The 26072-nt window shown below is 45.9% G+C and carries 26 protein-coding genes; 11 read left to right on the forward strand and 15 right to left on the reverse strand.

All coding sequences use genetic code 11. The annotated features are described in order from the left end of the window. Positions 1-23: 23 nt before the first annotated feature. The 6 genes from panF to Xets_RS05885 all read right to left on the reverse strand — a co-directional run bounded on the left by panF (position 24) and on the right by Xets_RS05885 (position 5233). Positions 24-1469 (reverse strand): sodium/pantothenate symporter, encoded by a 1446-nt coding sequence (panF, locus tag Xets_RS05860; protein ID WP_099130856.1) that lies wholly within the window; start codon positions 1467-1469, stop codon positions 24-26. Next, positions 1459-1701: a YhdT family protein gene (locus Xets_RS05865; RefSeq protein ID WP_099130855.1), complete on the reverse strand. Its 243-nt coding sequence runs from the start codon at positions 1699-1701 to the stop codon at positions 1459-1461. The genes panF and Xets_RS05865 overlap by 11 nt, the downstream gene beginning before the upstream one ends. Positions 1702-1801: 100 nt before the next feature. Continuing rightward, entirely contained in the window at positions 1802-3151 is a 1350-nt protein-coding gene (accC, locus tag Xets_RS05870; protein WP_099130854.1) for an acetyl-CoA carboxylase biotin carboxylase subunit, read from the reverse strand. Positions 3152-3164: 13 nt separating this feature from the next. Next, positions 3165-3623, reverse strand: a complete 459-nt coding sequence (gene accB, locus Xets_RS05875) for an acetyl-CoA carboxylase biotin carboxyl carrier protein (protein ID WP_099130853.1) — start codon at positions 3621-3623, stop codon at positions 3165-3167. Between the two features lie 27 nt (positions 3624-3650). Further along, positions 3651-4103, reverse strand: a complete 453-nt coding sequence (aroQ, locus tag Xets_RS05880; protein WP_099130852.1) for a type II 3-dehydroquinate dehydratase — start codon at positions 4101-4103, stop codon at positions 3651-3653. Between the two features lie 155 nt (positions 4104-4258). Then, positions 4259-5233 (reverse strand): MDR family oxidoreductase, encoded by a 975-nt coding sequence (locus tag Xets_RS05885; protein WP_099130851.1) that lies wholly within the window; start codon positions 5231-5233, stop codon positions 4259-4261. Between the two features lie 462 nt (positions 5234-5695). On the opposite strand from Xets_RS05885, the gene mreB reads away from it, so the two are divergent. The 10 genes from mreB to Xets_RS05935 all read left to right on the forward strand — a co-directional run bounded on the left by mreB (position 5696) and on the right by Xets_RS05935 (position 17401). Continuing rightward, on the forward strand, positions 5696-6739 hold the full coding sequence (mreB, locus tag Xets_RS05890) for a rod shape-determining protein MreB (protein ID WP_010847922.1): 1044 nt from the start codon (positions 5696-5698) through the stop codon (positions 6737-6739). Between the two features lie 108 nt (positions 6740-6847). Beyond that, on the forward strand, positions 6848-7849 hold the full coding sequence (mreC, locus tag Xets_RS05895) for a rod shape-determining protein MreC (protein WP_099130850.1): 1002 nt from the start codon (positions 6848-6850) through the stop codon (positions 7847-7849). After that, positions 7846-8334: a rod shape-determining protein MreD gene (gene mreD / locus Xets_RS05900; RefSeq protein WP_099130849.1), complete on the forward strand. Its 489-nt coding sequence runs from the start codon at positions 7846-7848 to the stop codon at positions 8332-8334. The genes mreC and mreD overlap by 4 nt, the downstream gene beginning before the upstream one ends. 78 nt (positions 8335-8412) lie before the next feature. After that, the gene (locus tag Xets_RS05905) at positions 8413-9000 is read left to right on the forward strand and encodes a nucleoside triphosphate pyrophosphatase (RefSeq protein WP_099130848.1); all 588 of its coding nucleotides are present in this window, start codon (positions 8413-8415) and stop codon (positions 8998-9000) included. Continuing rightward, positions 8997-10466: a ribonuclease G gene (gene rng, locus Xets_RS05910; RefSeq protein ID WP_099130847.1), complete on the forward strand. Its 1470-nt coding sequence runs from the start codon at positions 8997-8999 to the stop codon at positions 10464-10466. Before Xets_RS05905 ends, rng begins: the two co-directional genes overlap by 4 nt. 86 nt (positions 10467-10552) lie before the next feature. Further along, on the forward strand, positions 10553-14365 hold the full coding sequence (gene yhdP / locus Xets_RS05915) for an AsmA2 domain-containing protein YhdP (protein WP_187651326.1): 3813 nt from the start codon (positions 10553-10555) through the stop codon (positions 14363-14365). Then, on the forward strand, positions 14362-15210 hold the full coding sequence (gene nit1, locus Xets_RS05920; protein WP_099130845.1) for a deaminated glutathione amidase: 849 nt from the start codon (positions 14362-14364) through the stop codon (positions 15208-15210). Before yhdP ends, nit1 begins: the two co-directional genes overlap by 4 nt. A gap of 18 nt (positions 15211-15228) precedes the next feature. Then, positions 15229-16674 carry a metalloprotease TldD gene (gene tldD, locus Xets_RS05925; RefSeq protein ID WP_187651327.1) on the forward strand — a complete coding sequence of 482 codons (1446 nt, stop codon included), beginning with the start codon at positions 15229-15231 and terminating at the stop codon, positions 16672-16674. A gap of 39 nt (positions 16675-16713) precedes the next feature. Beyond that, positions 16714-17127 (forward strand): ribonuclease domain-containing protein, encoded by a 414-nt coding sequence (locus tag Xets_RS05930; protein ID WP_099130843.1) that lies wholly within the window; start codon positions 16714-16716, stop codon positions 17125-17127. Positions 17128-17131: 4 nt separating this feature from the next. Further along, complete coding sequence (locus Xets_RS05935) at positions 17132-17401, forward strand: barstar family protein (RefSeq protein WP_099130842.1); 270 nt, start codon at positions 17132-17134, stop codon at positions 17399-17401. A 200-nt stretch (positions 17402-17601) separates the two neighbouring features. Here the strand turns inward: Xets_RS05935 and Xets_RS23660 are convergent, their stop codons facing one another. Both Xets_RS23660 and yjgA read right to left on the reverse strand, forming a co-directional pair. Further along, positions 17602-17940, reverse strand: a complete 339-nt coding sequence (locus tag Xets_RS23660; protein ID WP_370588208.1) for a hypothetical protein — start codon at positions 17938-17940, stop codon at positions 17602-17604. 91 nt (positions 17941-18031) lie between these two features. Continuing rightward, positions 18032-18571 carry a ribosome biogenesis factor YjgA gene (yjgA, locus tag Xets_RS05945; protein WP_187651328.1) on the reverse strand — a complete coding sequence of 180 codons (540 nt, stop codon included), beginning with the start codon at positions 18569-18571 and terminating at the stop codon, positions 18032-18034. Positions 18572-18769: 198 nt separating this feature from the next. On the opposite strand from yjgA, the gene pmbA reads away from it, so the two are divergent. Beyond that, complete coding sequence (gene pmbA / locus Xets_RS05950) at positions 18770-20113, forward strand: metalloprotease PmbA (RefSeq protein ID WP_187651329.1); 1344 nt, start codon at positions 18770-18772, stop codon at positions 20111-20113. Between the two features lie 50 nt (positions 20114-20163). Here pmbA and rnk read toward each other — a convergent pair whose 3' ends face one another. The 7 genes from rnk to rpoN all read right to left on the reverse strand — a co-directional run bounded on the left by rnk (position 20164) and on the right by rpoN (position 26056). Continuing rightward, positions 20164-20574, reverse strand: a complete 411-nt coding sequence (rnk, locus tag Xets_RS05955; RefSeq protein WP_187651330.1) for a nucleoside diphosphate kinase regulator — start codon at positions 20572-20574, stop codon at positions 20164-20166. A 205-nt stretch (positions 20575-20779) separates the two neighbouring features. After that, positions 20780-22012, reverse strand: a complete 1233-nt coding sequence (alr, locus tag Xets_RS05960) for an alanine racemase (RefSeq protein ID WP_099130838.1) — start codon at positions 22010-22012, stop codon at positions 20780-20782. Positions 22013-22461: 449 nt separating this feature from the next. Continuing rightward, entirely contained in the window at positions 22462-22734 is a 273-nt protein-coding gene (npr, locus tag Xets_RS05965) for a PTS phosphocarrier protein NPr (protein ID WP_074020590.1), read from the reverse strand. Between the two features lie 17 nt (positions 22735-22751). Continuing rightward, a complete protein-coding gene (gene rapZ / locus Xets_RS05970) occupies positions 22752-23603 on the reverse strand; it encodes an RNase adapter RapZ (RefSeq protein ID WP_099130837.1) in 852 nt (283 codons plus the stop codon). A gap of 40 nt (positions 23604-23643) precedes the next feature. Further along, positions 23644-24111: a PTS IIA-like nitrogen regulatory protein PtsN gene (gene ptsN, locus Xets_RS05975; protein WP_187651331.1), complete on the reverse strand. Its 468-nt coding sequence runs from the start codon at positions 24109-24111 to the stop codon at positions 23644-23646. Between the two features lie 179 nt (positions 24112-24290). Continuing rightward, complete coding sequence (gene hpf / locus Xets_RS05980; protein WP_099130964.1) at positions 24291-24578, reverse strand: ribosome hibernation promoting factor; 288 nt, start codon at positions 24576-24578, stop codon at positions 24291-24293. Positions 24579-24616: 38 nt separating this feature from the next. Further along, positions 24617-26056 carry an RNA polymerase factor sigma-54 gene (gene rpoN, locus Xets_RS05985; RefSeq protein WP_099130835.1) on the reverse strand — a complete coding sequence of 480 codons (1440 nt, stop codon included), beginning with the start codon at positions 26054-26056 and terminating at the stop codon, positions 24617-24619. Positions 26057-26072 lie beyond the last annotated feature (16 nt).

Genomic DNA, 26072 nt, shown 5'->3' on the forward strand with positions numbered 1-26072 from the left:
AAATTCTCGTTTTGTAAATCACGTTATTGTGTGAAATGTAATCGTTTAGAGCAAGCCACGCCGAATTTATTTCCTATCCAAAATGCCAGTAAACTCAGTAATAGCGATGGCACGATAGGATGAAAACCAAGAAGCTGAATGTTGAAAGTTGCCAGCAAAGTATAACTTGCTGCCCCTGTCAGCATTGAGCTGATCGCTCCTTGGGCATTGGCTTTTTCCCAATATAATCCCAGAACCAGTGGCCAGAGGAAAACGGCTTGCAGTCCACCAAATGCCAGCAAGTTCAGCCAGATAATCATCTCTGGTGGGCGCCAGGCTGCCAGCAGCAGTAATGCCCCTAGAAATAGAGTGGAATAACTGGAGATGCGTGACAGTTTTTTCTCCTGGCTGATCTGGTGTGGAAACAGGTTTAAATAGAGATCTTTGACGATAGTGGCCGAAGATTGTAGCAGTTGGGCATTGATGGTGGACATAATCGCAGCCATTGGTGCAGCCAGAAAAATGCCGGCAGCAACAGGAGGCAGTACCGTGATCATTAAGGTTGGGATCACTTGATCGGGGATCGTCAGATCAGGAATGATGGCTCGGCCAAGGGCACCGGCAAGGTGCATACCGAACATCAGGAATGCCATCACGATCGTGCCAAGCACAATACCACGGTGAACGGCCTTACTGTCTTTATAAGAGATACAGCGCACTGCGGTGTGTGGCAGCCCAACGACACCAAAGCAAACCAGTACCCAGAAAGACGCCATAAATGGCCCTGTGAGGATATTATCGACGCCATAAGGAGAAACCAGGTTTGGGTCAATAGTGCGCAGTGTCGTCACTGCTGCTGATAATCCGCCAGCTTTATAGATAATGCCTGCCAGTAATAACGCCGTTCCCAGCAGCATCACCAATCCTTGTAAGGCATCATTGAGGACACTGGCCCTAAAACCGCCAAATGCGGTGTAGAGGGCAATGGAAACGCCAAAAATCAATAATCCCGTATCGTAAGGGATACCGGCGGCTGTTTCCAGTAAACGAGCACCGCCAATGAATTGTACTGTCATGGCCCCGATAAAGGCGACCAGCAAGCTTATACTGGCAAACCAGACCAGAAAGCGGCTCTGATAGCGTGCATATAGCATGTCATTGAGGGTGACTGCATTGTAACGGCGGGCTAGGATAGCAAATTTTTTCCCCAGTACGCTAAGCGAGAGCCATATCGCGGGCAATTGGATCAGTGATAATAACACCCAACCGATACCATACTTATAAGCGGCGCCAGGGCCACCAATAAAGGAACTGGCACTGATATAGGTTGCGGTAATGGTCATTGCCAGTACAAATCCCCCCATTGAGCGGTTGCCAAGAAAATACTCACTGAGGAATTCACCTGTTTGTCGGCGGCGATAAGCATAGATTGAGAGTATGAACACTAATGCCAGATATCCCACGAGAGGCAGAATGACTTCACTTTGCATCACTATCCTCCAGTGGAATATCTTTGAATATAAATTTCACCATCAAGTAGCAAAGGATGATAAATAAGGCAGGTAGCAGCAGGCAAGCCAGTTCAAACCAGCGAGGTAGTCCAGTTAAGCCAATGGCATCACTGGGTAAATACGCACACAGTAGCCAACCAACAAGATAAGCTAGCGTCAGGAATACTGCCCAACGTGCTTCTTTGTGGGATTGAACAAATCGTCCGTCCATCTGTTCTCCGGGTAATTTACATGGAACTATAAAAAATCCCACCTATAAAAGATGGGATTTTATTCAAAGCAACAAACGCTAAATAAGCGTCAAAGAAACCTTACTTATCATGTAAGCCCAATTTCTTTTCCAGATAGTGGATATTGGTTCCGCCTTTCTGGAAGTTCTCGTCATTCATAATTGCCAGTTGTAGATCGATATTGGTCTTGATGCCATCAATGATCAATTCGGCCAGTGCGTTCTTCATACGTGCAATTGCCTCTTCACGGGTTTCGCCGTAAGTGATCAGCTTACCGATCATGGAGTCATAGTAAGGCGGTACGGTATATCCCGCATAGATGTGGGATTCCCAACGCACACCAAATCCACCTGGTGAGTGGAAATGGGTGATCTTGCCCGGACTTGGCAGGAAGGTTTTCGGATCTTCTGCATTGATACGGCATTCGATCGCATGACCTTTGATTTCGACATCTTCTTGTTTGATGGACAGTGGCAAACCAGAGGCGATACGCAGCTGTTCCTTAATCAAGTCAACGCCAGTGATCATTTCAGTCACTGGATGTTCAACCTGAATACGGGTATTCATTTCAATAAAGTAGAATTCGCCGTTTTCGTACAGGAACTCAAATGTACCCGCTCCGCGATAGCCTATTTCGATACAGGCATTGGCACAACGTTCACCAATGCTGCGGCGCAGTTCTGGTGGAATACCGGGAGCTGGCGCTTCTTCCACCACTTTCTGGTGGCGGCGCTGCATGGAGCAGTCACGTTCAGCCAGATAGAGCGCATTGCCCTGACCATCAGCTAAGACCTGAATTTCAACGTGACGTGGGTTTTCAAGGAATTTCTCCATATATACCATGTCGTTGTTGAAAGCTGCCTTGGCTTCTGCACGGGTCATGGCGATGGATTGTTCCAGATCTTTGTCGCTGCGTACGACGCGCATACCACGACCGCCACCACCACCCGATGCCTTGATGATCACCGGATAACCGATGCGATTTGCAATGGTTTTGTTTTTCTCGGCATCGTCACCCAATGGGCCATCAGAGCCAGGAACGCAAGGTACGCCCGCTTTTTTCATGGCGTTGATAGCGGAAACCTTATCCCCCATCAAACGGATGGTGTCCGCTTTCGGGCCAATGAAAATAAAGCCAGAACGCTCGACCTGCTCGGCAAAGTCGGCGTTTTCAGACAGGAAGCCATAACCCGGATGGATTGCCTGTGCGCAAGTGATTTCCGCCGCAGAGATAATGGCAGGAATATTCAGGTAACTTTTTGCTGAGGCGGCCGGACCGATGCAGACGGTTTCATCCGCCAGCAGGACGTGCTTCAGGTCACGATCTGCCGCAGAGTGCACAGCTACGGTTTTGATCCCTAGTTCCTTACAGGCTCTCAGGATACGCAGTGCAATTTCACCGCGGTTAGCAATGACAATTTTTTCAAGCATGGGGTGCGCCTCGTTATTCGATGACGACCAGTGGCTCGTCGAATTCAACAGGTTGACCGTCTTGAACCAAAATCGCTTTCACTACGCCAGTTTTGTCAGCTTCGATCTGGTTCATCATTTTCATCGCTTCAACGATGCACAGGGTTTCACCCTGATTAACATGTTGGCCGACTTCAATGAAAGGTTTCGCATCTGGGCTTGGGGAACGGTAGAACGTACCAACCATCGGAGAGCGAACCGTGTGACCGCTGATTTCAGCAGGTTTGTCAGCGGCGACTGGCGCTGCTACTGGTGCAGCGGCCTGTACTGGCTGTTGAAAAGGAGCAGAAATATATTGCTGAGTCACAGGTATTGTCGTGGCTGTTGTTGCCCGGCTGATGCGTACTGACTCCTCACCTTCAGAAATTTCCAGTTCAGAAATGCCAGATTCTTCAACCAGCTCGATCAATTTTTTTATCTTACGAATATCCATGAGTGTGGTTCCGTACTTTTAAGTCAATTAGTTGGATGTTGACAAGCGGTTGACCGCTGCCTGTAATGCGAAACTATAACCATTCGCCCCCAATCCGCAGATGACGCCGACTGCAATATCTGAAAGATATGAGTGATGGCGGAATGGTTCGCGGGCATGCACGTTGGAAAGGTGAATCTCAATAAATGGGATACCTACCGCCAGAAGTGCGTCGCGCAATGCCACGCTGGTATGCGTGTATGCCGCAGGGTTGATTAAAATAAAATCTGTATTGCCCCGTGCAGAATGAATTCTCTCAATCAGTTCAGATTCTGCGTTGGATTGCAGATGGGATAATTCAGCCCCCGATTGCTGAGCTTCTTGTGACAGTTTGTTAACGATGTCATCAAGCGTTAACTTGCCGTAGGTCTCTGGCTCTCGTGTTCCCAACAGGTTCAGGTTAGGGCCATTCAAGAGTAAAATGCGAAACTTGTCTGCCATTGTGCGGGTATCTCCGGCAATCTGTCAACAATCGACCAAGATAACTCGATGTCAACGGTTTGTCATCTCTTTCTGATAGCTAGAATTGTAAATTTGACGATAAAGCCCGACATTATAAACATATCGTGGCATTTAGCAGCTAAATACTGGTCTTATCAGCGCACTTTCACGACCGTTCTGCCCGTAATTTGATTGTTTATCAACTTATTGGCGTGTTCGAGCACCTGGTCTAATGTAATTTCATTAGCTGCTTGCTGATAAAAGGAATCTGGTAGTAGCGCTTGCAAACGCTGCCAAATGGCAGGACGTTTCAAAGCAGGAACAGTGACAGATTCCACACCCTGTAAACGAACATTACGCAGAATAAACGGCATTACGCTGGTGAGTAGTTGACTGTCACTTGCCATGCCACAGGCGGCTACTGTACCGTTGTAACGCATTTGTGCCAGCAAGGTAGCCAATACTGTGCCACCAACGGTGTCTATCACACCGGCCCAGCGCTGTTTTTCTAATGGACGTGATGGCTGGTTGAAGTCACTGGCGGGCAATACCGCTTTCGCTCCCAGCGAGATCAGGTAATCTTGACTGTCGGGTTTGCTGCTAATTGCAGTGACGGAATAACCCAGTTGTGACAGTAAGGTGATCGCCGTACTGCCAACACCACCACTGGCTCCCGTCACGGCGATTTCTCCGCTTTCTGGTGTGATGCCCCCTTGTTCTAACGCCATGACACATAACATGGCAGTAAAACCCGCTGTGCCGATGATCATTGCTTGTCGGATACTTAATGCGTGCGGTAAGGGTGTTAGCCATTCACCAGAGACTCTCGCTTGTTCTGCCAGCCCACCCCAGTGCGTTTCTCCCACACCCCAGCCAGTCAGCAAAACATGTTGTCCGACGTGAAAACGGGGATCTTCGGAATGATGGACAACACCAGAAAAATCGATCCCTGGCACCATCGGAAATTGGCGGATAATTTTCCCTTTGCCGGTGATGGCAAGGGCATCTTTGTAATTGAGTGTTGACCAATGGATATCAACGACCACATTACCCGATGGTAATTGAGATACATCAATATCTTGAATAGATGCAGATAATGTTTCGTGTTGTTCCAGTAATAAAGCTTTCATGATTATCCTCTCTTGATAGGTATCTATCTGACATTATTACCTGTTTAGCATTACCACGATTCTGGTATTACCACAATTTTGCATCATTACAATTTTGCGTTACTACAATATAGATAAAACCTATATAGATAAAACCTGATGTACTGAAATGGGAGGGCAACAATGTTGTGATATTTCACCAAATTCATCTATTGTTTTTATAATTAATGAACTATTTCATCTTGGGACTTTCTTTGTCATGTTGTTTTTTGGTGTATTCGCTGAATTAACCCATTTTTATGCAGTTTTTTTCTGCTCCGTTAGAGAAAAGTAACGTAGAATATCGTATTTCTGATGTGAATAACGTGGCCACTTTTATTGAAGTAGTAAAAGTAGTTAATTATGCGCCTTGTCGCTGCTTCATGTGGTTGGTAGAGTAGACGGACAATCTCCGTCCCCAGCTTGCAGGATTATCCTTTCGTTATGTTAAAGAAATTTCGTGGCATGTTTTCCAACGATTTGTCCATTGACTTGGGTACTGCCAATACCCTTATTTATGTCAAAGGCCAAGGAATAGTATTGGATCAACCTTCTGTTGTTGCTATTCGCCAGGACAGAGCCGGTTCACCAAAAAGCGTTGCAGCAGTAGGGCTGGAAGCAAAACAGATGCTGGGACGTACTCCGGGTAATATTGCCGCTATCCGTCCCATGAAGGATGGGGTCATTGCTGATTTTTATGTTACCGAAAAGATGCTACAGCATTTTATCAAGCAGGTTCACAATAACAGTTTCATGCGTCCAAGTCCGCGCGTGTTGGTTTGTGTGCCTGTGGGTGCGACGCAAGTTGAGCGTCGTGCTATCCGTGAATCCGCCCAAAGTGCAGGAGCGCGGGAGGTATTTTTAATTGAAGAACCTATGGCGGCTGCTATCGGTGCTGGTTTGCCGGTTTCCGAAGCAACGGGTTCAATGGTCGTTGATATTGGTGGGGGAACCACTGAAGTTGCTGTTATTTCCCTTAATGGGGTTGTTTATTCTTCTTCTGTACGTATTGGTGGTGACCGTTTTGATGAAGCCATCATTAACTATGTTCGCCGCAATTATGGTTCCCTGATTGGGGAAGCAACGGCAGAGCGCATCAAACATGAAATTGGTTCTGCCTATCCAACGGATGAAGTACGTGAAATCGAAGTGCGTGGTCGTAACCTGGCCGAAGGTGTACCGCGCAGCTTTACTTTGAATTCCAATGAAATTCTTGAAGCTCTGCAAGAACCATTAACGGGTATTGTGAGTGCAGTGATGGTCGCTCTGGAACAGTGCCCACCAGAATTGGCCTCCGATATTTCTGAACGAGGCATGGTGTTGACTGGCGGTGGTGCTTTGCTGCGTAATCTTGATCGTCTGCTGATGGAAGAAACCGGTATTCCTGTCATTGTTGCTGAAGATCCACTGACCTGTGTTGCCCGTGGTGGTGGCAAGGCACTGGAGATGATCGACATGCATGGTGGCGATCTGTTCAGCGAAGACTAAAAGTCATTCTGCGAGCTGGGAGGTGGACGTGTTTTATTGGGGCCTCCTTGCTGATTGTGCCGGAGTTTTATCATTTATGAGACAACACAGCTCGACAATACGCCATTTATGAAGCCGATTTTTAGCAGAGGGCCTTCTCTGCAACTACGACTCTTTTTTGCTATCATTATTGCCATTATTTTGATGGTGGTAGACAGTCGCCTTGGTATTTTCAATAAAGTCCGTAGCTACATGGATACGGCTGTGAGTCCTTTTTATTTTCTTGCCAACGGGCCGCGTCAGTTTTTGGACAGCATCTCAGAATCTTTTGTTAGCCGCAATCATCTGGAGCTGGAAAATAGAACCCTGCGTAATGAATTGCGTTTACAGGACAGCAAATTGCTGCTGTTGGGGCAACTGAAACAAGAAAATTCCCGTTTACGTGAATTGCTGGGATCGCCGCTGCGTCATGATGAACATATGATGGTATCGCAGGTGATTTCCGGGGGGATGGACCCATACCGCGATCAAATTGTCATTGATAAAGGGGCGAAGGATGGCGTGTACGAAGGGCAGCCGGTTATCAGTGATCGAGGTGTCGTGGGTCAAGTAACTGCCGTGAGCCAGTTGAGCAGCCGGATATTGTTGATTTGCGATCCCTCTCATGCAATTCCTGTGCAGGTACTGCGTAATGACACTCGTGTTATCGCGGGTGGAGCAGGGTGTACGGATGATCTCCTGCTGGAACCTTTACCAAGTGATACAGACATTCGCGTAGGTGATGTATTGGTGACATCGGGGTTGGGAGGGCGTTTTCCTGAAGGTTATCCTGTGGCTGTAGTCTCTTCTGTCAAAATTGATAACCAGCGGGCTCATGCGGTAATTCGTGCCCGTCCATTGGCTGAACTGCGGCGCTTGCGCTATTTACTCCTATTGTGGGGAGTTGATAACGATCCCTCTGAACCATTGCCACCTTCGGAAGTATACCGCGCTGCCAATGAGCGTTTGATGCAGATGTTACCGCAAGTGTTGCCAAATCCATCAAATGAGTCGCCGCAGTTGCTGGCACCAAAATCGGCAGAAGTGTCAGCGGAAAAACCGACATTACCAGCTACAGGAAATCGTCAATGAGTCAATACCATAGCCAAGGACTCTGGGTTATTTGGTTATCTTTCCTGATTGCAATAGTGCTACAAATTATGCCGTGGCCGGAGCAGTTTTTTATGTTTCGGCCAACCTTACTGATGCTGTGTTTAGTTTATTGGTTGCTTGCGCTTCCCCATCGTGTCAGCGTTGGTACTGGCTTTGTCTTGGGGATTATTACTGATCTGTTGCACGGAAGTATTTTGGGAGCATATGCTCTGGCATTTAGCATTATCAGTTTTCTGGTCGCATTCAAATTCCAGCTTATCCGCAATATGGCGCTTTGGCAGCAAGCTCTGGTTGTGGTCGGACTTTCGACATTGATGAACCTCTGCGTTTTTCTGATCCATACCCTGTTACTCAAGACACTCTTTCATCCAGAAGTATTCTGGAATGGGGTGGTCAATGGTATTCTCTGGCCTTGGCTATTCTTATTAATGCGGAAAATCCGTCGTCAATTTTCAGTCCGTTAAAGTGGGTTTGTGTATTTAAAAAGCAAAGGTATATAACAAAAAATAGCTGATGGGATAGACTCCTAAGGATTATTCGCGATGAAAACCATTTATTTAGCTTCTGGCTCCCCAAGACGGCATGAGCTGGTGGAATTATTGGATTTTAATTTTGAAATCCTGGCACCTCAGGTCGAAGAAAAATGGCGTGAAGGAGAGTCTCCTCAGCAATATGTTACTCGATTAGCCAGAGAGAAAGCACAGGCTGGTGTAGCCATTGCATCACACGATTACCCCGTTCTGGGGGCTGATACCCTTGTTGTATTGAACAACCGAATTTTGGAAAAACCGCGAAATCAGCAACACGCTGTGGAAATGCTTAACAGTTTGTCTGGTCAGTGCCATCAGGTCATGACGGCTGTTGCTTTATCGAACAATCAACATACCTTGAGTGAGATAGTCATTACAGATGTGATATTCCGCCAGTTGTCCCAACGGGAAATACAGGAATATATTGCAACTGGGGAGCCAATGGATAAAGCCGGTGCTTATGGCATTCAAGGTAAAGGCGGTTGTTTTGTCAGAAAAATTAATGGCAGTTACCACGCTGTTGTCGGCTTACCACTGGTGGAAACGTATGAATTAATCACACGATTTTTAGCGTTAGCTGATGGGAAGGACTATTCATGACAGCAGAGTTATTAGTCAATATAACACCATCCGAAACGCGGGTTGCTTATATTGATGGCGGTATCTTACAAGAAATTCATATTGAGCGGGAAGCCAAAAGGGGCATTGTCGGAAACATTTACAAAGGGCGTGTGAGCCGGGTTTTACCGGGTATGCAAGCGGCTTTTGTCGATATTGGGCTGGAAAAAGCGGCTTTTTTGCATGCTTCGGATATCGTGCCTCATACTGAGTGTATTGCCGGCGAAGAGCGGAAGAATTTCCATGTCAGGGACATTGCTGAATTGGTGCGTCAGGGGCAGGATTTACTTGTTCAGGTAGTGAAAGATCCTCTGGGGACAAAAGGTGCCCGTTTGACAACGGATATTACTTTACCGTCACGTTATTTGGTGTTTATGCCTGGCGCATCGCATGTTGGTGTTTCACAGCGCATAGAGAGTGAAGAAGAACGTGAGCGCCTAAAAAGCATCGTCATGGGGTACTGTGATGAGTATGGGGGTTTTATTATCCGCACGGCCGCTGAAGGCGTGGGAAAAGAAGAACTGGCACAGGATGCCGAATTTTTGAAGCGCCTGTGGAGTAAAGTGATTGAACGTAAGAAACGCAATATCACCAAAAACAAGGTCTATGGTGAATTAGCGCTGGCGCAGCGTGTTTTACGTGATTTTGTTGGTGCTTCCCTTGATCGCATCCGGGTCGATTCCCGCCAAACATTTCTCCAATTGCAGGAATTTATTGATGAATATATTCCTGAAATGAACGCTAAACTGGAACATTATCAGGGAAATCAACCGATATTTGATCTGTACGATGTGGAAAATGAAATTCAACGGGCGCTGGAACGTAAGGTGGAATTAAAGTCTGGTGGCTATCTGATCATTGATCAGACAGAAGCCATGACAACAATTGATATTAATACCGGTGCTTTTGTTGGGCATCGCAATTTAGAAGAGACTATCTTTAATACTAATATTGAAGCAACACAGGCGATCGCCCGACAATTAAGGCTCCGTAATTTGGGCGGTATCATTATCATTGATTTTATTGATATGGGTAATGAAGAACACCGTCGCCGTGTATTAGCTTCCCTGGAACAGGCATTAAACAAAGATAGGGTGAAAACCACCATCAATGGTTTTTCACAATTGGGTTTGGTTGAGATGACGCGCAAGCGTACACGGGAAAGTATCGAACATATCTTGTGTGATAATTGTCCAACCTGTCAGGGACGTGGAACGGTAAAATCCGTCGAAACCGTCTGTTATGAAATCTTGCGTGAAATTGTTCGGGTCAATCGCGCAATTAATGCTGATCGTTTTCTGGTTTATGCCTCTCCAGCCGTAAGTGAATCCCTGAAAGGGGATGAGTCTCACGCATTGGCCGAGGTGGAAATTTTTGTGGGTAAACAGGTCAAAGTGCAGACAGAACAGCGTTACAGCCAGGAGCAATTTGACGTCATTATGATGTAATACAAGCCGTTAGTTTGTGAGGGCTTATCTGTAGTCTGTAGAAGACGGTTTGCAAAGAAATAGCGCTGGCAACCAAGGAGAAATGCGTGAAGCGACTGCCGGGGATACTATTAGCGACAGCCGCAATAGTCATTATCATTGTGGCTTTGCTTGTCAGCGGGTTGCGTTTCTTCCTGCCACACATCAATGAATATCGTCAGCAATTAGTCGAAAAAATTGCTGACGTGACAAACATTCCTGTCAATATTGGTTACATAAAAGGTCATTGGGAACCTTTTGGTCCTAGTCTGGAAATCCGTGATATCAGCGCGAAAACGGCAGATGCCGATATTCATGCTAAAAAGGTCATACTTTCTTTGGATGTCTGGCGTTCACTGTTACAACGGCGCTGGCATTTTCGTGATCTGTCCTTTTACCAGCTTCAGGTAAATTACGATAAGTCTCTGTTTGGAGCAGAGGGCGAAAACAGGTTTTCTCAGCCGGATAGCCTCTCTGCCTTGTTTCTTGAACAATTCAATCATTTTGATTTGCATGACAGCCGATTGACCTTTTTGACGCCATCGGGTGAAAAAGCGGATTTGCTATTACCGCAGCTAACCTGGTTGAATAAAGATAATCGCCATCGGGCACAAGGCAGCGTAAGCCTCTCTTCGATCAATGGGCAAGAAGGTATTGTTCAGGTGAAGCTTGACCTGAAAGATAGTGATGGGGTTCTGGATAATGGCACAATTTATTTGCAGGCCGATGACATCGACATGCGACTGTGGTTAAGCCATTGGTTGAGGGATAACACAGGGTTGGATAATGCCCATTTCAGTTTAGCCAGTTGGATTACCTTGCAGAATGGGCGAGTTGATAGTGGACGTTTGCAGTTTAGGCACGGTGGAGCTAATTGGCATGTCGAAAATGAAAAACATCAGCTTGACGTGCATGACTTCCTTGTGCAAATGCGTCGCCAGGGTGAAGGGTGGTTGTTTGAAGTCCCAAATCTGGCACGCCTGAAAACTGACGAGCAACAGTGGCCTGAAGGGAAGCTCGCGACACTGTATGTTAAGCAGTCACAGCAATATCAGGGTAATGATCACTGGCGTATTCGTGCTGAAAATATCCAGCTTGAATATTTAAACGGGATATTACCGATACTCTCTTTTGTGACACCGGATATTGTTAAGGATTGGCAGCATCGGCAGCCGAAGGGGGTGATTGACGATTTTGCTCTCGATATCACACCAGCGCTTCCCGATGATATGGGAATTCGCCTGAAATGGCGGGATGTAAGCTGGTTACGTTGGAAGGAACTGCCTTCAATTAACCATTTCAGTGGCAGGTTAGAGGGAAATAAGCAGCGGGGAAAGCTCAATCTTGCACTGAAAAACAGCACCATTGATTATGGCAATATGTTTCAGGCTCCGCTTGAGATTACCAGCAGCGAAGGGCAGGTATCTTGGGAAAATGATCAAAATGGCATGAAAGTCTGGAGTCAGGGGTTGGATTTGCAGGCCAAGTCGCTGTGGCTCAATGGAAATTTCCATTACCTAAAACCTCACAACAAACCACCTGTTTTGGCCATGTTAGCGGGAATTCGCGCCAATGACCTGGGTGAAGCATGGCGTTATTTCCCCACGCCACTGATGGGGGAATCTCTGACAAACTATTTGACCGCTTCCTTGATTAAGGGAAAGGTCGATAATGCGACCCTGATTTTTCAGGGTGATCCTCATGATTTCCCGTTTAGACAGAACAATGGTCAATTTCAGGTATTTGTACCGCTGCGCCATGCCACCTTTCAATATCAACCCGATTGGCCGGCTTTGTTTGATTTGAATATCGATCTGAATTTCCAGAATAACGGATTGTGGATGCTGGCACCGAAAACGCATTTGGGAAAAGTGGAGGCGACTGACGTCTCAGCAGTGATCCCAGATTACGGTAAGCACAAGCTGTTTATTGATGCGGCACTCTCTGGAGACGGAAAGAGTATCCACGATTATTTCAACCACAGCCCGATGGCAGATACGATTGGCAGCGCACTAGATAACTTACAACTTAATGGCAGGGTGGATGGAAAACTCCATATGGATATTCCCTTGCAGCATGGGAAAGTTGTGGCAAGCGGAGAAGTGGTGCTGAAAGATACCCATCTGTTCATCAAACCATTAAATAGCGAAATGGCGCATCTCAATGGCAAATTTCGCTTTGACAATGGTAACTTAAAAAGTGAGACATTATCTGCTAATTGGCTAGGAAATCCCTTGTCTCTGAAGTTTTCTACCCAGGATTTACCAAAACATTATCAGGTTGATGTGAAACTGGATTCACATTGGGCGGCGAAGACATTACCGGAACTTCCGACGGAGATTCGCAACCAACTATCTGGAACGCTGAATTGGCAGGGGGACGTCAATGTAACTCTACCTTCTGGTGAGACAAAGAGTGATGTTAAATATCGTATTGCAGTTAATGCAGATTTGTCACATTTGTACAGTAAATTACCCATATTGGACACAAAATCTCTGCGGGAATGGAATAAGATTAATCTCCATGCTGAAGGTGATATGAACCAACTCCAGATCAAAGGATTAATGGGCAAGCGATATGCTTTCAATACCCAGTGGAGGCTGGAAGAAGCTCATGCCAAATTGCAGCGAGGTATTTTGCAGACCGATAATATGGGTATTCCTGCTCTGCCGAAAAAATCATTGTTGGCCTTAAACTTGCCTGCCATTGATGGTGAAAAGTTATTGGCGCTGCTTGAACTTCTGCATTGGAAGCCCTCGAAAGATAATGGTTCGCTGTGGCCAAGCTTATTTGCAATTTCATTGCCTGCATTGGATCTTGCCGGACAGCGTTGGAATCAACTCACATTCAATGTTATGCAACAAAACGGTGAAGTAACCGTGAATGCACAGGGGAAAGAGATTAATGGCAACCTTCTGATTGAAAAGCATAAACCGATGCGGGCATCAATCAATTATCTTTATTACGATCCTCTGTTTGCGACAGATTTGTCGGTTGATGACAAAAGGCTAATGTCAGATAAGGTGCCAGTGCCCCATTATGCTTTGAACAATTGGCCTGCATTGGATGTCAAATGCGCAGAGTGCTGGGTTGCTGGATTAAAACTCGGCAAAGTATCTGGATCGATCAGGCCAGAAGGCGATTCTCTGATTTTGACCAATGGGCAAATGGAAAACAGTGCTGGAAATCTGACATTATCTGGGCGTTGGTATGAAAACCATACCGGCAGTTATAGCCATATCAAGGGACAGTTATCGGGAGAAAAATTCGATGATATGGCCGCTTATTTGGGCTTTATCGTTCCGATTGTGGATGCGCCTTTCAAATTTGATTTCAATTTGAAATGGCAAAATGTCCCGTGGCAGCCAGATCTCAAAACGCTGAACGGCACGCTGATTGGAGACATGAAAAAAGGTGCCATCGCCAAATTGGGCGGTGGCAGGGCTGGGCAATTATTCAGACTTATCAGTTTTGATGCGTTGTTGCGTAAATTACAGTTGGATTTTAGTGACACATTCAGTGATGATTTCAACTTTGATTCCATTCGTGGTGACGCAACGGTAAAAAATGGGGTCGTGTATACCGATAACTTTCTTATTGATGGATTGGCAGCGGACATCAATGCTACAGGGCGGACAGATTTAGTTCATCGCCAGATCAATATGGCACTGGTCATTACGCCAGAAATTTCGACAACGGTGGGAGTCGCAACGGCCTTTGCCGTCAATCCTGTGGCTGGCGCGGCAATTTTTGCCGCAACAAAAGTACTGAGGCCCCTTTGGAGCAAGATATCGGTGATTCGCTATCGGTTAACGGGCAGCCTCGAACAGCCTAAAATTGATGAAGTTATACGTCAGCTTAAGGAGAATAAAGGGCCATGAAAAACGCCAATGTTGCACTTTTACAATTATGCAGTGGAACGAATGTCAAACACAATTTAGCGCAAATTGAACAGCAGATTAAGCAATTACCAGAGACAGTAAAACTGGTTCTAACACCAGAAAATGCGCTGTTATTCGCTGATGCCGATACCTACCGCGCACATGCAGAAACGCAGGGTAGTGGACCATTGCAACAGGCGGTGAGTGAAATAGCACAACGTTACGGTGTTTGGCTGTTGATTGGCTCTATGCCGTTGATCAGTCGGGAAGATCCCACTCGTATCACTAGCAGTAGTTTGCTGTTTGATGATCAAGGCGAAATCCAGGCACGTTACGACAAAATCCACATGTTTGATGTCAATATCAACGATGAACACGGTGCCTATAATGAATCCACGATTTACCAGCGTGGGGAACATATAACTGTTGTTGATACACCTGTTGGTCGCCTGGGGATGACTATCTGTTATGATCTGCGTTTTCCTGGACTTTTTCAGGCATTGCGTGAACAGGGCGCAGAGCTTATCTCCGTCCCTGCTGCTTTCACCCGCTTGACGGGTAAGGCGCATTGGGAACCCTTGCTGAGAGCCCGTGCTATCGAGAATCAATGTATTATTTTGGCACCGGCACAGGTTGGTGTGCATGGTACTCGCAGGACATGGGGACACACAATGGCGGTAAATGGCTGGGGCGAAATTATCAAGAAAAATCCTCTGACTGTCAGCGCATTACAGCTTAATATCCGTCGGGATAGTTTGGCTCACATGCGTGAGCAGATAAAAGTGGTGAAACACAATCGCTTCCGTCCACAACTGACTTCTTTGATAAAAAAGAATACAAATTAAGATAAAAGAGTAATCAATATGAGTTTAACTTATGTCAGTGAACATTTACTGGCTGCGAATAATTTGAATCATCAAGACTTATTTTCGGTACTGGGTCAATTGTCGGAGCGTCGTCTGGACTATGCCGATCTCTATTTCCAAGCCAGTTATCATGAAACATGGGTATTGGAAGACCGCATCATCAAAGATGGCTCCTATAATATCGATCAAGGTGTGGGAGTTCGCGCGATCAGTGGAGAAAAAACAGGTTTTGCTTATGCAGATCAAATCACATTGAATGCGTTACAGCAAAGCGCTCAGGCTGCGCGCAGTATCGTACGGGAAGCGGGTAATGGTATCTCGCATACGTTAGGTGCTGTGACGCATAAGGCACTTTATCCGGCAGCTGATCCTTTGCAGAGCATGAGTCGGGAAGAAAAAATTGCTTTGTTGCATCGTGTTGATCAAATTGCACGGGCGGAAGATCCCCGTGTACAAGAAGTGAATGCCAGCCTGACAGGTGTCTATGAACAAGTGCTGGTGGCGGCGACAGACGGTACATTGGCAGCAGACATTCGCCCATTGGTACGCCTTTCTGTCAGTGTATTGGTGGAAGAAGATGGTAAGCGTGAGCGTGGCGGCAGTGGTGGTGGAGCGCGTTATGGTTACGAATATTTCCTGCGTACCGAAGATGGTCAGATTCTGGCAGAGCAGTTTGCTCGTGAAGCGGTTCGCATGGCACTGATCAACTTGTCAGCGGTTGCAGCGCCTGCGGGCACTATGCCTGTCGTATTGGGTGCTGGATGGCCGGGGGTTCTACTACATGAAGCGGTGGGACACGGTCTGGAAGGAGACTTTAACCGCCGTGGGACTTCTGTTTTCTCTGGACAGGTTGGGCAAAAAGTGGCTTCAGCGCTTTGTACCGTAGTGGATGACGGCACACTTGAAGGGCGTCGTGGTTCACTGGCTATTGATGATGAAGGTGTTCCGGGGCAATACAATGTGCTTATCGAAAATGGCATTTTGAAAGGCTACATGCAGGATAAACTCAACGCTCGCTTGATGGGTGTGGCTCCGACGGGCAACGGTCGCCGTGAGTCCTATGCACATTTGCCAATGCCACGTATGACCAATACTTACATGCTGGCGGGAAATTCTACACCAGAAGAAATTATCGCCAGTGTGGATCGCGGGCTGTATGCACCCAATTTCGGGGGCGGTCAGGTAGATATCACATCGGGTAAATTTGTTTTCTCAACCTCGGAAGCCTATTTGATTGAAAACGGCAAAATCACCAAGCCAGTAAAAGGTGCGACCTTGATTGGTTCTGGTATTGAAGCCATGCAGCAAATTTCAATGGTTGGAAATGATTTGGCTCTCGACAAAGGTGTGGGTGTCTGCGGTAAGGAAGGCCAAAGTGTACCAGTGGGTGTTGGGCAACCAACTTTGAAACTGGATAACCTGACCGTAGGTGGAACAGCCTGATAATTTCTTGAGCAATAGAACACATAGCTTGAGGTCATCATGAAAAAGAGCATCCTGGCGGCGGTACTATTGGCTCTGGCTGTCATATATACCGCCTTTGCCAACTCAGAGAAAGAACAGATTGATGTTCTGACTGAACAAAACCGTGTTGCGGACTACCTGCGCCAGCATCACACATTGCCAGACTATTACATTACGAAGAAACAGGCCCGTCGCCTTGGCTGGAACGCTCGTGCAGGTAATTTATGTGAAGTATTGCCGGGCAGGGCGATTGGTGGTGATAAATTTTCCAACCGTGAGAATGAATTACCGACAAAATCCGGCCGCCACTGGTTTGAAGCGGATGTAAATTATCGGTGTGGGCACAGAGGAAGTGACAGGTTGCTTTATTCTAATGATGGCCTTATTTATCTGACGGTTGATCACTACAACAGTTTTACCCGACTGGAGTAATGACATGAAAAAGGTGGAATTCGACTTTAACCAACTCCCTGATTTGAGCGCTTTCTATGATGAATTCGAACAGCGCTTCGATCTTGGCGATGATTTTGGTGCCAACTTAGACGCACTGTGGGATGCAGTGACTGGCTATATTCAGTTACCCGTTGAGATTAATTTTATCCACTTAACCCCGCAAAAAAGGACGTTCTTTGCGGCATTAATATTGTTGTTAGAAGAAGCCGAAGAGGAGCTGGAAGGGGAATTGCGGTTTAATGTGTTAGATTGAGTTTTCTCTTCTGTTGGTATTCTTAAGCCGCTTGCGATGATGCAGGCGGTTTTTTACTTCTTAATCACATGTATTAATCACATGGCTCTTATCGCCAGAAAAATATCGCTCAATGTTTTTAAATGAACTTTCGAAATAAATGCCATAACAGCTTTTAGTAACATAACCGATATGTGGGCTGCAAAGTACGTTATTTCGTTTTAACAAAGGGTGATTGGTATCCCATATCGCCATTCAGTTTGCCAGTGACCTTTTTTCATCATTTCTACAGACGGCACAAACCGGCGTATAGCACTTTGAATTAACAGCCAGGTTAATTCTGCTGCGGCAATGGGTGAGCCACTACCTTCAACAACAGCGATGCCCCGTTGTTTGCACAATTCCAGATCGATATTGTAAGCCACCTTTCCTGTCTGACTGATGAGTTTTAAATTGGGTGTTTTAGACAAAAATTTCTCATCAATCAAAGTTCTTTCACGGATCAATATTAGGGCATCAGCTTTAGATAATAGCGCTTCTGCTTTATAACATTTTATCAAATTTGTTAACTTAATTCAGTTAATGTCACGAAGATAAGGGGATGGAAGGAAATATACCGCCAATTCTTGACGAAATGGCGGTGAAGATGGACTAAGCGGATTCCGATAACTCTTTCAAATATTGGAAAATTTGACGGTAGGATTTAGGTGGCTTGTTAGTTGCCTTCTCCTTTTTCGCATTACGAACCAATGAGCGAAGTTGCTGGCGATCAGTATGTGGATACAGTGCGATGACTTCTTCAAAGGCATCATCATTTTCAAGCAATTTGTCACGCAGTTCTTCCAGCTTGTGTAAAACAACGACTTGCTGGTTGTGACGGTTTTTCAGTTTATCCAACGCAGTGGTGATTGGCTCAGGATCGCGGGCACGCAACAGTTTGCCAATGAGCTGCAATTGACGGCGACGTCCTTCACGTTTGATTTTCTGGGCCAACTCAATAGCTGCCCGCAAATCTTCATCCAGTGGAATTCGCTCCAGTTGGCTTTTACTCAGTTCAACCAGTTCCGTTCCCAACTTTTTCAGGATTTCAGCATCCCGCTTGATTTCACTTTTACTGACCCAGATTATCTCTTCTTCTTCTTCCTCTTCAGCAGGATAATTGTCGAGCCAATCTTCAGGCTGCTTTGCCATAATTGTTTTCCTTCTAAAAAGGCCGGATAAGGTACGTTTTGGAGCATGACCTATCGTCCGGTGGGTGTTAACATCCTAATATTGTGTATTGTAACTGGGAAAATTGCCTGATTACCACTCGGCATTCGTGCCATAAGCCGGAAGCGGGCATTTTTTATGACGAATTCTCTTTTTAATTCATTGGATTATGGTTAATTAATGATAGTTACCAATCAACAAATCGCGGAGCAGCGTAAGCTGCTGGAAGATGCGGTTGCCCATGCGCTGGAATTAGCAAAAGCCGGTTGTGATGCTGCGGAAGTTGCGGTCAATAAGACCACGGGGATTAGCGTCAGCACCCGTTTTAGTGAAGTCGAAAATGTTGAGTTTAATAGCGATGGTGCATTGGGGATCACAGTTTATCACCAACAGCGCAAAGGCAGCGCTTCTTCAACGGATCTCAGCCCTGAGGCGATTGCCTGTACTGTGCAGGCCGCTATTGATATTGCGCGTTATACTTCGCCTGATCCTTATGCCGGCCCGGCCGATAAAGCGTTATTAGCATTTGAAGCTCCTGAGTTGGATCTTTTCCATCCCGCTGATCTGGATGCGGATAAGGCCATTGAATTGGCAGCCCGCGCTGAACAAGCGTCATTGCAGGCAGATGAGCGTATTACTAATACTGAAGGCGGTAGTTTCAACAGCCATTATGGTATTCGGGTATTTGGTAATAGTCATGGGATGCTGCAAAGCTACTGCTCCAGCCGTCATTCTATGTCAAGCTGTGTGATTGCCGAGCAAGATGGCAACATGGAACGCGATTATGCCTATACCGTGAGCCGCCATTTAGACGAGTTGAAATCGCCTGAGTGGGTAGGGCAGGAGTGTGCTCGCCGGACGCTTTCTCGTCTGGGCGCGCGTAAATTATCAACCATGAAAGCGCCGGTTATCTTTGCTGCAGAGGTGGCGACGGGGTTGTTCGGTCATTTGGTTGGCGCGATCAGCGGTAGCAGCATTTATCGTAAATCTTCTTTCTTGTTGGATAGCCTGGGCAAACCGATCTTGCCTTCATGGCTGACGATTGAAGAACAGCCGCATTTATTGCGTGGGTTGGCTTCAACGCCATTTGACAGTGAAGGTGTGCGTACAACAACACGTGATATTGTTAAAGATGGTGTTTTGCAGACTTGGTTGCTGACTTCCTATTCTGCCCGTAAGTTGGGAATGGTGAACACGGGTCATGCCGGTGGAATTCATAACTGGCGTATTGCAGGCCAAGGCCTGGACTTTGCTGGCTTGTTGCGTGAAATGGGCACTGGCCTGATCGTCACTGAGTTGATGGGGCAGGGCGTTAGCGCGGTGACCGGTGATTATTCTCGCGGCGCATCCGGCTTTTGGGTTGAGAATGGCGAGATCCAATATCCTGTCAGTGAGATCACTATCGCGGGCAATTTGAAAGATATGTGGGCAAATATGGTGACAATTGGTAATGATATCGAAACACGTAGCAATATTCAGTGCGGTTCGGTGTTGTTGCCGGAAATGAGTATCGCCGGTCAGTAGGGATACTCAATTAACAGCAGCCAGTTCAATGTCACTGAGCTGGCTGGAAATTAACGGTGATATTCGCCTGCGGCTTCTGGCTGATAAAGTATTTCTAATACTTTTATTCGGGTTGTTTCACCGTTTGGCAACTTCCATGTTATTTCATCATTCACCCGTAAACCCAGAAGAGCAGCACCCAAAGGCGCCATGACGGACAGATGTTTGGTGCTGTCTTGCAGGGCAGCAGGGTAGACCAGTGTACGAACACGCTCTTCATCACTGCCCAGATCAATAAAACGAACTTCACTGTTCATGGTGACAACATCGGCTGGGATATCTACCGGAGCCACTATTTCGGCTCTATCCAGCTCTTCATTCAAGGCATCTGCGATACTGGTATTAGCAAAAGCAGGTTGTTCCAACAGAGAATCTAAACGTTCAGCATCTAATTCATTGATAATGATTTTAGGTTTTTTCATACCACACTCCAAATTAAGCTCAATACAAAATAACACCCCACATCGCAAGGAGGGGGGTGTTATTTTCAAAGTAATTGAAATGATATTAGGCTGTTCTGCCGCGAAAATAAAGAGATCATGATCACGAACTGTTTTGCCTTGCTAATGAAACAAGGCTTATCCACAATGGAGGAAAAGAACAGTCTGCTATCATTTGAACCGCAAATTATAAGCCGGTGGTTACGATACGTGGGTTGGTTTCACCCCAAATGGAAGAAAGCTCAACAACATGCATTCCCCCCCATTTCTGAATATCAGACTGGGTGATTTCGTCGTTACCTTGTTTACCGAAAATGACCACTTCATCGCCACTTTTTACTTCTGGTAAATCAGTCACATCGACCATCACGGTGTTCATAGAAACGCTACCGACAACGGGTACACGGTGACCGTTGATCAGGACATAAGCTTTGTTTGACATGGCAGAGCTAAAGCCATCAGAGAAACCTACTGGCAAGTTAGCGAGCTTGGAATCGCGTTTCAGAATATAGGTGTTGTCATAACCGACTCCATTACCTTTAGGATATGTTTTAACAGAAGCAACACGAGTTTTCATTTGAATCAATGGCTTGAATTCTGGGTGGCTGGTGGTCAGGATGCCGTACAGCGCACTGCCAACGCGAGCCATGTCGAATTGGGCTTCAGGAATGCTAAGTGAGGCAAAAGAGCTTGATGCGTGCAGAGTGATTTCGTCTCTGTTCAGATTTGCCGTTTTGATCAACCAAGAAGTTTGTTCTTTGAAGTTCTTAATGCTGTCACGGATGGCATCCATATTAGTGAATGCATGGTGACTCATCATGCCGACCAGTTTCAGGTCAGGCAACTGGGTAATTTTCAGAGCGTCTTGTTTGCCCTGCTCAGTCTTCATTTCCAATCCATTGCGGCTCATAAGACCTGTGTTCAGCATCAGGTGGACACGAATTTCTTTACCGTGTTTTTTTGCCAGCGTATTGATGGCTTGGGCATGATCTAGATCGCCGATTATCTCTTCCATGTCATAGCCCAGTGTGCTTTCGATTTCAGTGATGTCAGCTGTACGGACACGTATCAGTTGTCCTTTAAAGCCGCTTTCACGCACGAGGCGGGCTTCTTCATTACTGGTAACACCTACACAAGGCACATCAGTTTTGATGATGGATGGCATCAGCAGGTCGATGCCATGACCGTAAGCATCGCCTTTCAAAATCGCACACATTTTGGTGCCTTTATTCAGTTTTTTTTGCAGGGTGTGAATATTATTTTCGAAAGTCGTGGTATTGATTTCAACCCAAGCGTTATTGGTTGCGGCGATGCTTTCTGCATGAGTGTTATCTAAAGAGAGCACAGGTGCTGCTTGGGCAACACCTTGAAACAAACTCAAACCAAGAAAAATTGCCAGTGTAGTTTTATTAAAACGCATGAAGTAAATCTCCAGTGTAGGGACTGTATGTATACTGTTCCGCATATAATTGCGTTTTAATAATAAGTTTTTTTGAATTTAATTTCACATGGTTAACTTATTGAAAGCTAACATTTATTATCTGTATCACACTATTTATAAATAGTTAGATTAATTAACTAAGTTAATGATTATAATATTTTATTTTTACGCATTGTGAATGTTTAATGAGCAGATTATATTAATGATTTTTTATCTTTAGTTAGTTTTAATCACTGATTTTGCGTTTACCTTGAAAATAGGTTCAATGGCACACCACACCGAAGCGCTCTCTAATTGTCTGCTCTGTATCAAGAAATAAATCAGGATTCAAGTTAAATCCGTCTGTTGCGTCGTTAGATTTTTGGTTAGGTGGGAGTTATTGTCCACAATAAGAAGCCATTCGAGACAATATCTTTAGAAGGAACGTGTTACTCTTCGTCAAATCCTGCATTGAAGAGTTCGATAATGGCCGCCAGCGCTTGCTGTTCATCCGGTCCGTTGACTTCAACGTCAATATGGCTGCCTTGTTCAGAGTCCAGCATCAGCATGGCAATGACGCTGCGGGCCTCGGCCTGTAAGTTACTGCTGTTACGCAGAATCACTTCTGATTGAAACTGTTGTACCAGATCATGCAGTTTCATCGCAGGCCGGGCATGCATTCCGAGCCGATTTTTAATTTCAAGTCTTTGTCTGACTGTCATGGCTTGTGTTATTCATATTATTTACGTTTTTCCAGTGTGCGGTGGCGTGATTGCACATTCTTGCCACGGGAACGAAAATAATCAGCCAACTGTTCTGCCACATAGACTGAGCGGTGTTTACCGCCTGTGCAACCAATAGCGACCGTCAGATAGCTGCGGTTATTGGTTTCCAGCATGGGTAGCCAAAGCTCAAGATAGCTACGCGTCTGATAAATAAAATTATGAACTTCTGTATGGCGATCCAAAAATGCTGCCACAGGGCGATCCAAACCGGTCATTGGGCGTAATTTCGGATCCCAATGCGGATTTGGTAGGAAACGCACATCGAAAACATAGTCTGCGTCGATAGGAATACCATGTTTGAATCCAAAGGATTCAAACACCATAGTCAATTCTCGCTCCCGTTTGCCTAATAGACGTGTCCTGAGCATTTCCGCCAGTTCATGAACGGACATTTCAGATGTATCAATGATCAAGTCAGCGCGTGAGCGCAGGGGTTCAAGTAAATCGCTTTCTTGGTCAATGGCACTTTCCAGTGACAGGTTCTTGCTGGAGAGTGGATGCAGACGGCGCGTGTCACTGTAGCGGCGGATCAGAGTATTACGATCCGCATCAAGAAACAGTAACTGTGGTGAAAAACTGTCAGGCAATTGCGTTAGCGCTGCTTCAAAAATTTCTGGCGACTCCGGCATGTTTCTGACATCAATGCTAACCGCAGCCGAGATATCACGTTCGGCCAGTGTGTTTGCCAATTCTGGCAGTAACACAACGGGCAGGTTATCCACGCAATAGAAGCCCATATCTTCCAGTGCACGCAAAGCAACGGATTTCCCAGAACCTGAACGACCACTGACTATCATCAGCACCATGAGGTGACTCCCCCTAAATGTTTATAATTATAATCGCTATTTATTCAGTAATAATTTTATAGAGTTCTTCATCACTCTGCGCTGAGCGCAGGCGACGGCAGAGATTTTTATCTGCAAGGCGCTTTGCAATCAATGATAGTGAGTGTAAATGGGTTTGACACTGGTCTGATGGCACCAATAAAGCAAACAGCAAGTCAACAGGTTGATTATCGATGGCGTCAAAGGTAATGGGTTGTTCCAGGTGTAAAAATACCCCAACGGCATTATCCGAACGCTCTTTATCCAATTTGCCGTGAGGGATCGCAATCCCGTTGCCAATTCCTGTTGTGCCTACTTTTTCGCGCGAAAGAATAGCCTCAAATACGGTATTTTCCGGCACTTCAAGCTGTTTTGATGCCAGCTCACTGATAATCTCTAAGGCGCGCTTTTTACTCGAACAAAGTACGTTGTTGCGTGTACATGCGGGTGAAAGCACAGAGCTTAGTGGTAAATCTGTTTCGTTGTTCATTTCTTTATTCACTTAGGGCCTTGTTATACCAGATGCCTGATGAGGCATCCGGTATTAATGCACTGCGCTCTAAAACCGATCTACAGATCGCACTAAGTACATAGCACTATAGGGCGTTATAGACGGTGTTATAGATAGAACAGTGATAATTTTATGACAGCCCCGTTGCCTAAAAGCGATTAATGTTGTCTCAATTTACTTTTGTGTTTGGTCAATTGACGCGCTAGCTTATCTACCAGTACATCAATTGCCGCATACATGTCTTCATGTTCTGAGGTTGCATGCAACTCACCTCCATTAACATACACTGTAGCTTCGGCGATCCGTTGCACCTTTTCTACTCGAAGGATGACCTGAATGAGGTTAATTTTATCGAAATATTGATTCAATTTGCCGCATTTGGTGTTCACAACGTTGCGAAGTGCATCGGTGATTTCAATATTGTGGCCTGTAACATTGAGTTGCATGGTTTTGAGTTGCATAGTGTTTTCCTTCTCTGTGTTGTTCAAACCAATTTTTTACGTTGGTTTGAAGGCGGGATGGATAACGACTCTCTATATTTTGCGACAGTCCGGCGAGCCACTTGAATACCTTGCGCAGTAAGTATGCTGGTCAATTTACTGTCACTCAGTGGCTTGACCGGATTTTCTGCCGCGACCAGTTTTTTCACCAGGGCACGTATCGCGGTAGAAGAGGCTTCACCACCACTGTCGGTGTTGACGTGACTGGAGAAAAAATATTTAAGTTCAAAGATCCCTCGTGGGCTATACAGGTATTTCTGGGTCGTCACGCGGGAAATGGTGGACTCATGCATGTCAATCTGATAGGCGATATCAGCCAATACCAGTGGTTTCATGTGTTCCTCACCATATTCAAAAAAATCTTGTTGCCGTTCAACAATACAGCAGGCGACTTTTAGTAATGTTTCATTACGGCTTTCGAGGCTCTTGAGCAGCCATTTAGCCTCTTGCAAGTTGTTGCGTATAAACAGGCTGTCACTCTCATTGTTGGCCCGTTGTCCCAGTGCTGCGTAGTGTTGGTTGATGCGCAGACGGGGGATACTATCGGTATTTAGCCTGACTTGCCAGCTTCCATTTTCTCTCTGTACCAAGACATCTGGAACAACATATTCGGATTCACCCGTATTGACTACCAGGCCAGGTTTTGGTTCCAGTGATTGGATGATATCAATTGCCCCCTTCAGGGTACTCTCTTTTAATTTGCTCTGACGTAATAAATTACGGAAGTCTCGGTTACCCAGTAGTTCCAGATAGTTGCTGACAATAAGTCTGGCATCCTTCAGATAAGGTGTCTCTGGCGGCAGCATGGAAAGCTGAATAAGCAAGCATTCGCGTAAGTCACGGGCAGCAACGCCGATTGGGTCAAAATGTTGTATGCGTTTGAGGACGGTTTCGACTTCTGCCAACGTCAGTTCATCATCACCAATACTGGCAAGGATCTCTTCGATAGAAATGGTCAGATATCCGGTGTCATCAATGGCGTCAATGATTGAAGTGGCAATGGCAGCGTCCGTTTCGGTAAATGGCGTTAATCCTGCCTGCCACATGAGATAGTCTTGCAAAGTTTGGGTGGTTTCTCCCTGATATATGGGGAAATCGTCAGCGCTATAGTCACTGTGAGTTCCTGAAGGCGTGCCAGCGGTGTAAATGTCATCCCAACTGGCATCTAACGGTAGCTCTTCAGGCATATCCCTCTGCTCAAGTGCTTCACGGGTATCCATGACTTCAGTGTTGGTATCAGAAAGTGCCTGATTCTCCACTTCCTGATGCAGGTCATCCTGTTCAAGCAGCGGATTGGTTTCCAAAGCTTGCTGAATCTCCTGCTGAAGCTCAAGCGTAGATAGTTGCAACAAACGGATGGCCTGTTGGAGTTGTGGCGTCATCGTCAATTGCTGACTGAGCCTGAGTTGCAAACTTTGCTTCATAGCGTTACCACTTTCT

Source organism: Xenorhabdus sp. TS4, assembly GCF_014467265.1.
Taxonomy (GTDB): Bacteria; Pseudomonadota; Gammaproteobacteria; order Enterobacterales; family Enterobacteriaceae; genus Xenorhabdus; species Xenorhabdus ehlersii.

What these genes read in the sequence shown, in the direction of transcription:
- panF (WP_099130856.1), bottom strand. Translation starts at nt 1,469, where the DNA reads ATGCAAAGTGAAGTCATTCTGCCTCTCGTGGGATATCTGGCATTAGTG.
- Xets_RS05865 (WP_099130855.1), bottom strand. Translation starts at nt 1,701, where the DNA reads ATGGACGGACGATTTGTTCAATCCCACAAAGAAGCACGTTGGGCAGTA.
- accC (WP_099130854.1), bottom strand. Translation starts at nt 3,151, where the DNA reads ATGCTTGAAAAAATTGTCATTGCTAACCGCGGTGAAATTGCACTGCGT.
- accB (WP_099130853.1), bottom strand. Translation starts at nt 3,623, where the DNA reads ATGGATATTCGTAAGATAAAAAAATTGATCGAGCTGGTTGAAGAATCT.
- aroQ (WP_099130852.1), bottom strand. Translation starts at nt 4,103, where the DNA reads ATGGCAGACAAGTTTCGCATTTTACTCTTGAATGGCCCTAACCTGAAC.
- Xets_RS05885 (WP_099130851.1), bottom strand. Translation starts at nt 5,233, where the DNA reads ATGAAAGCTTTATTACTGGAACAACACGAAACATTATCTGCATCTATT.
- mreB (WP_010847922.1), top strand. Translation starts at nt 5,696, where the DNA reads ATGTTAAAGAAATTTCGTGGCATGTTTTCCAACGATTTGTCCATTGAC.
- mreC (WP_099130850.1), top strand. Translation starts at nt 6,848, where the DNA reads ATGAAGCCGATTTTTAGCAGAGGGCCTTCTCTGCAACTACGACTCTTT.
- mreD (WP_099130849.1), top strand. Translation starts at nt 7,846, where the DNA reads ATGAGTCAATACCATAGCCAAGGACTCTGGGTTATTTGGTTATCTTTC.
- Xets_RS05905 (WP_099130848.1), top strand. Translation starts at nt 8,413, where the DNA reads ATGAAAACCATTTATTTAGCTTCTGGCTCCCCAAGACGGCATGAGCTG.
- rng (WP_099130847.1), top strand. Translation starts at nt 8,997, where the DNA reads ATGACAGCAGAGTTATTAGTCAATATAACACCATCCGAAACGCGGGTT.
- nit1 (WP_099130845.1), top strand. Translation starts at nt 14,362, where the DNA reads ATGAAAAACGCCAATGTTGCACTTTTACAATTATGCAGTGGAACGAAT.
- tldD (WP_187651327.1), top strand. Translation starts at nt 15,229, where the DNA reads ATGAGTTTAACTTATGTCAGTGAACATTTACTGGCTGCGAATAATTTG.
- Xets_RS05930 (WP_099130843.1), top strand. Translation starts at nt 16,714, where the DNA reads ATGAAAAAGAGCATCCTGGCGGCGGTACTATTGGCTCTGGCTGTCATA.
- Xets_RS05935 (WP_099130842.1), top strand. Translation starts at nt 17,132, where the DNA reads ATGAAAAAGGTGGAATTCGACTTTAACCAACTCCCTGATTTGAGCGCT.
- yjgA (WP_187651328.1), bottom strand. Translation starts at nt 18,571, where the DNA reads ATGGCAAAGCAGCCTGAAGATTGGCTCGACAATTATCCTGCTGAAGAG.
- pmbA (WP_187651329.1), top strand. Translation starts at nt 18,770, where the DNA reads ATGATAGTTACCAATCAACAAATCGCGGAGCAGCGTAAGCTGCTGGAA.
- rnk (WP_187651330.1), bottom strand. Translation starts at nt 20,574, where the DNA reads ATGAAAAAACCTAAAATCATTATCAATGAATTAGATGCTGAACGTTTA.
- alr (WP_099130838.1), bottom strand. Translation starts at nt 22,012, where the DNA reads ATGCGTTTTAATAAAACTACACTGGCAATTTTTCTTGGTTTGAGTTTG.
- npr (WP_074020590.1), bottom strand. Translation starts at nt 22,734, where the DNA reads ATGACAGTCAGACAAAGACTTGAAATTAAAAATCGGCTCGGAATGCAT.
- rapZ (WP_099130837.1), bottom strand. Translation starts at nt 23,603, where the DNA reads ATGGTGCTGATGATAGTCAGTGGTCGTTCAGGTTCTGGGAAATCCGTT.
- ptsN (WP_187651331.1), bottom strand. Translation starts at nt 24,111, where the DNA reads ATGAACAACGAAACAGATTTACCACTAAGCTCTGTGCTTTCACCCGCA.
- hpf (WP_099130964.1), bottom strand. Translation starts at nt 24,578, where the DNA reads ATGCAACTCAATGTTACAGGCCACAATATTGAAATCACCGATGCACTT.
- rpoN (WP_099130835.1), bottom strand. Translation starts at nt 26,056, where the DNA reads ATGAAGCAAAGTTTGCAACTCAGGCTCAGTCAGCAATTGACGATGACG.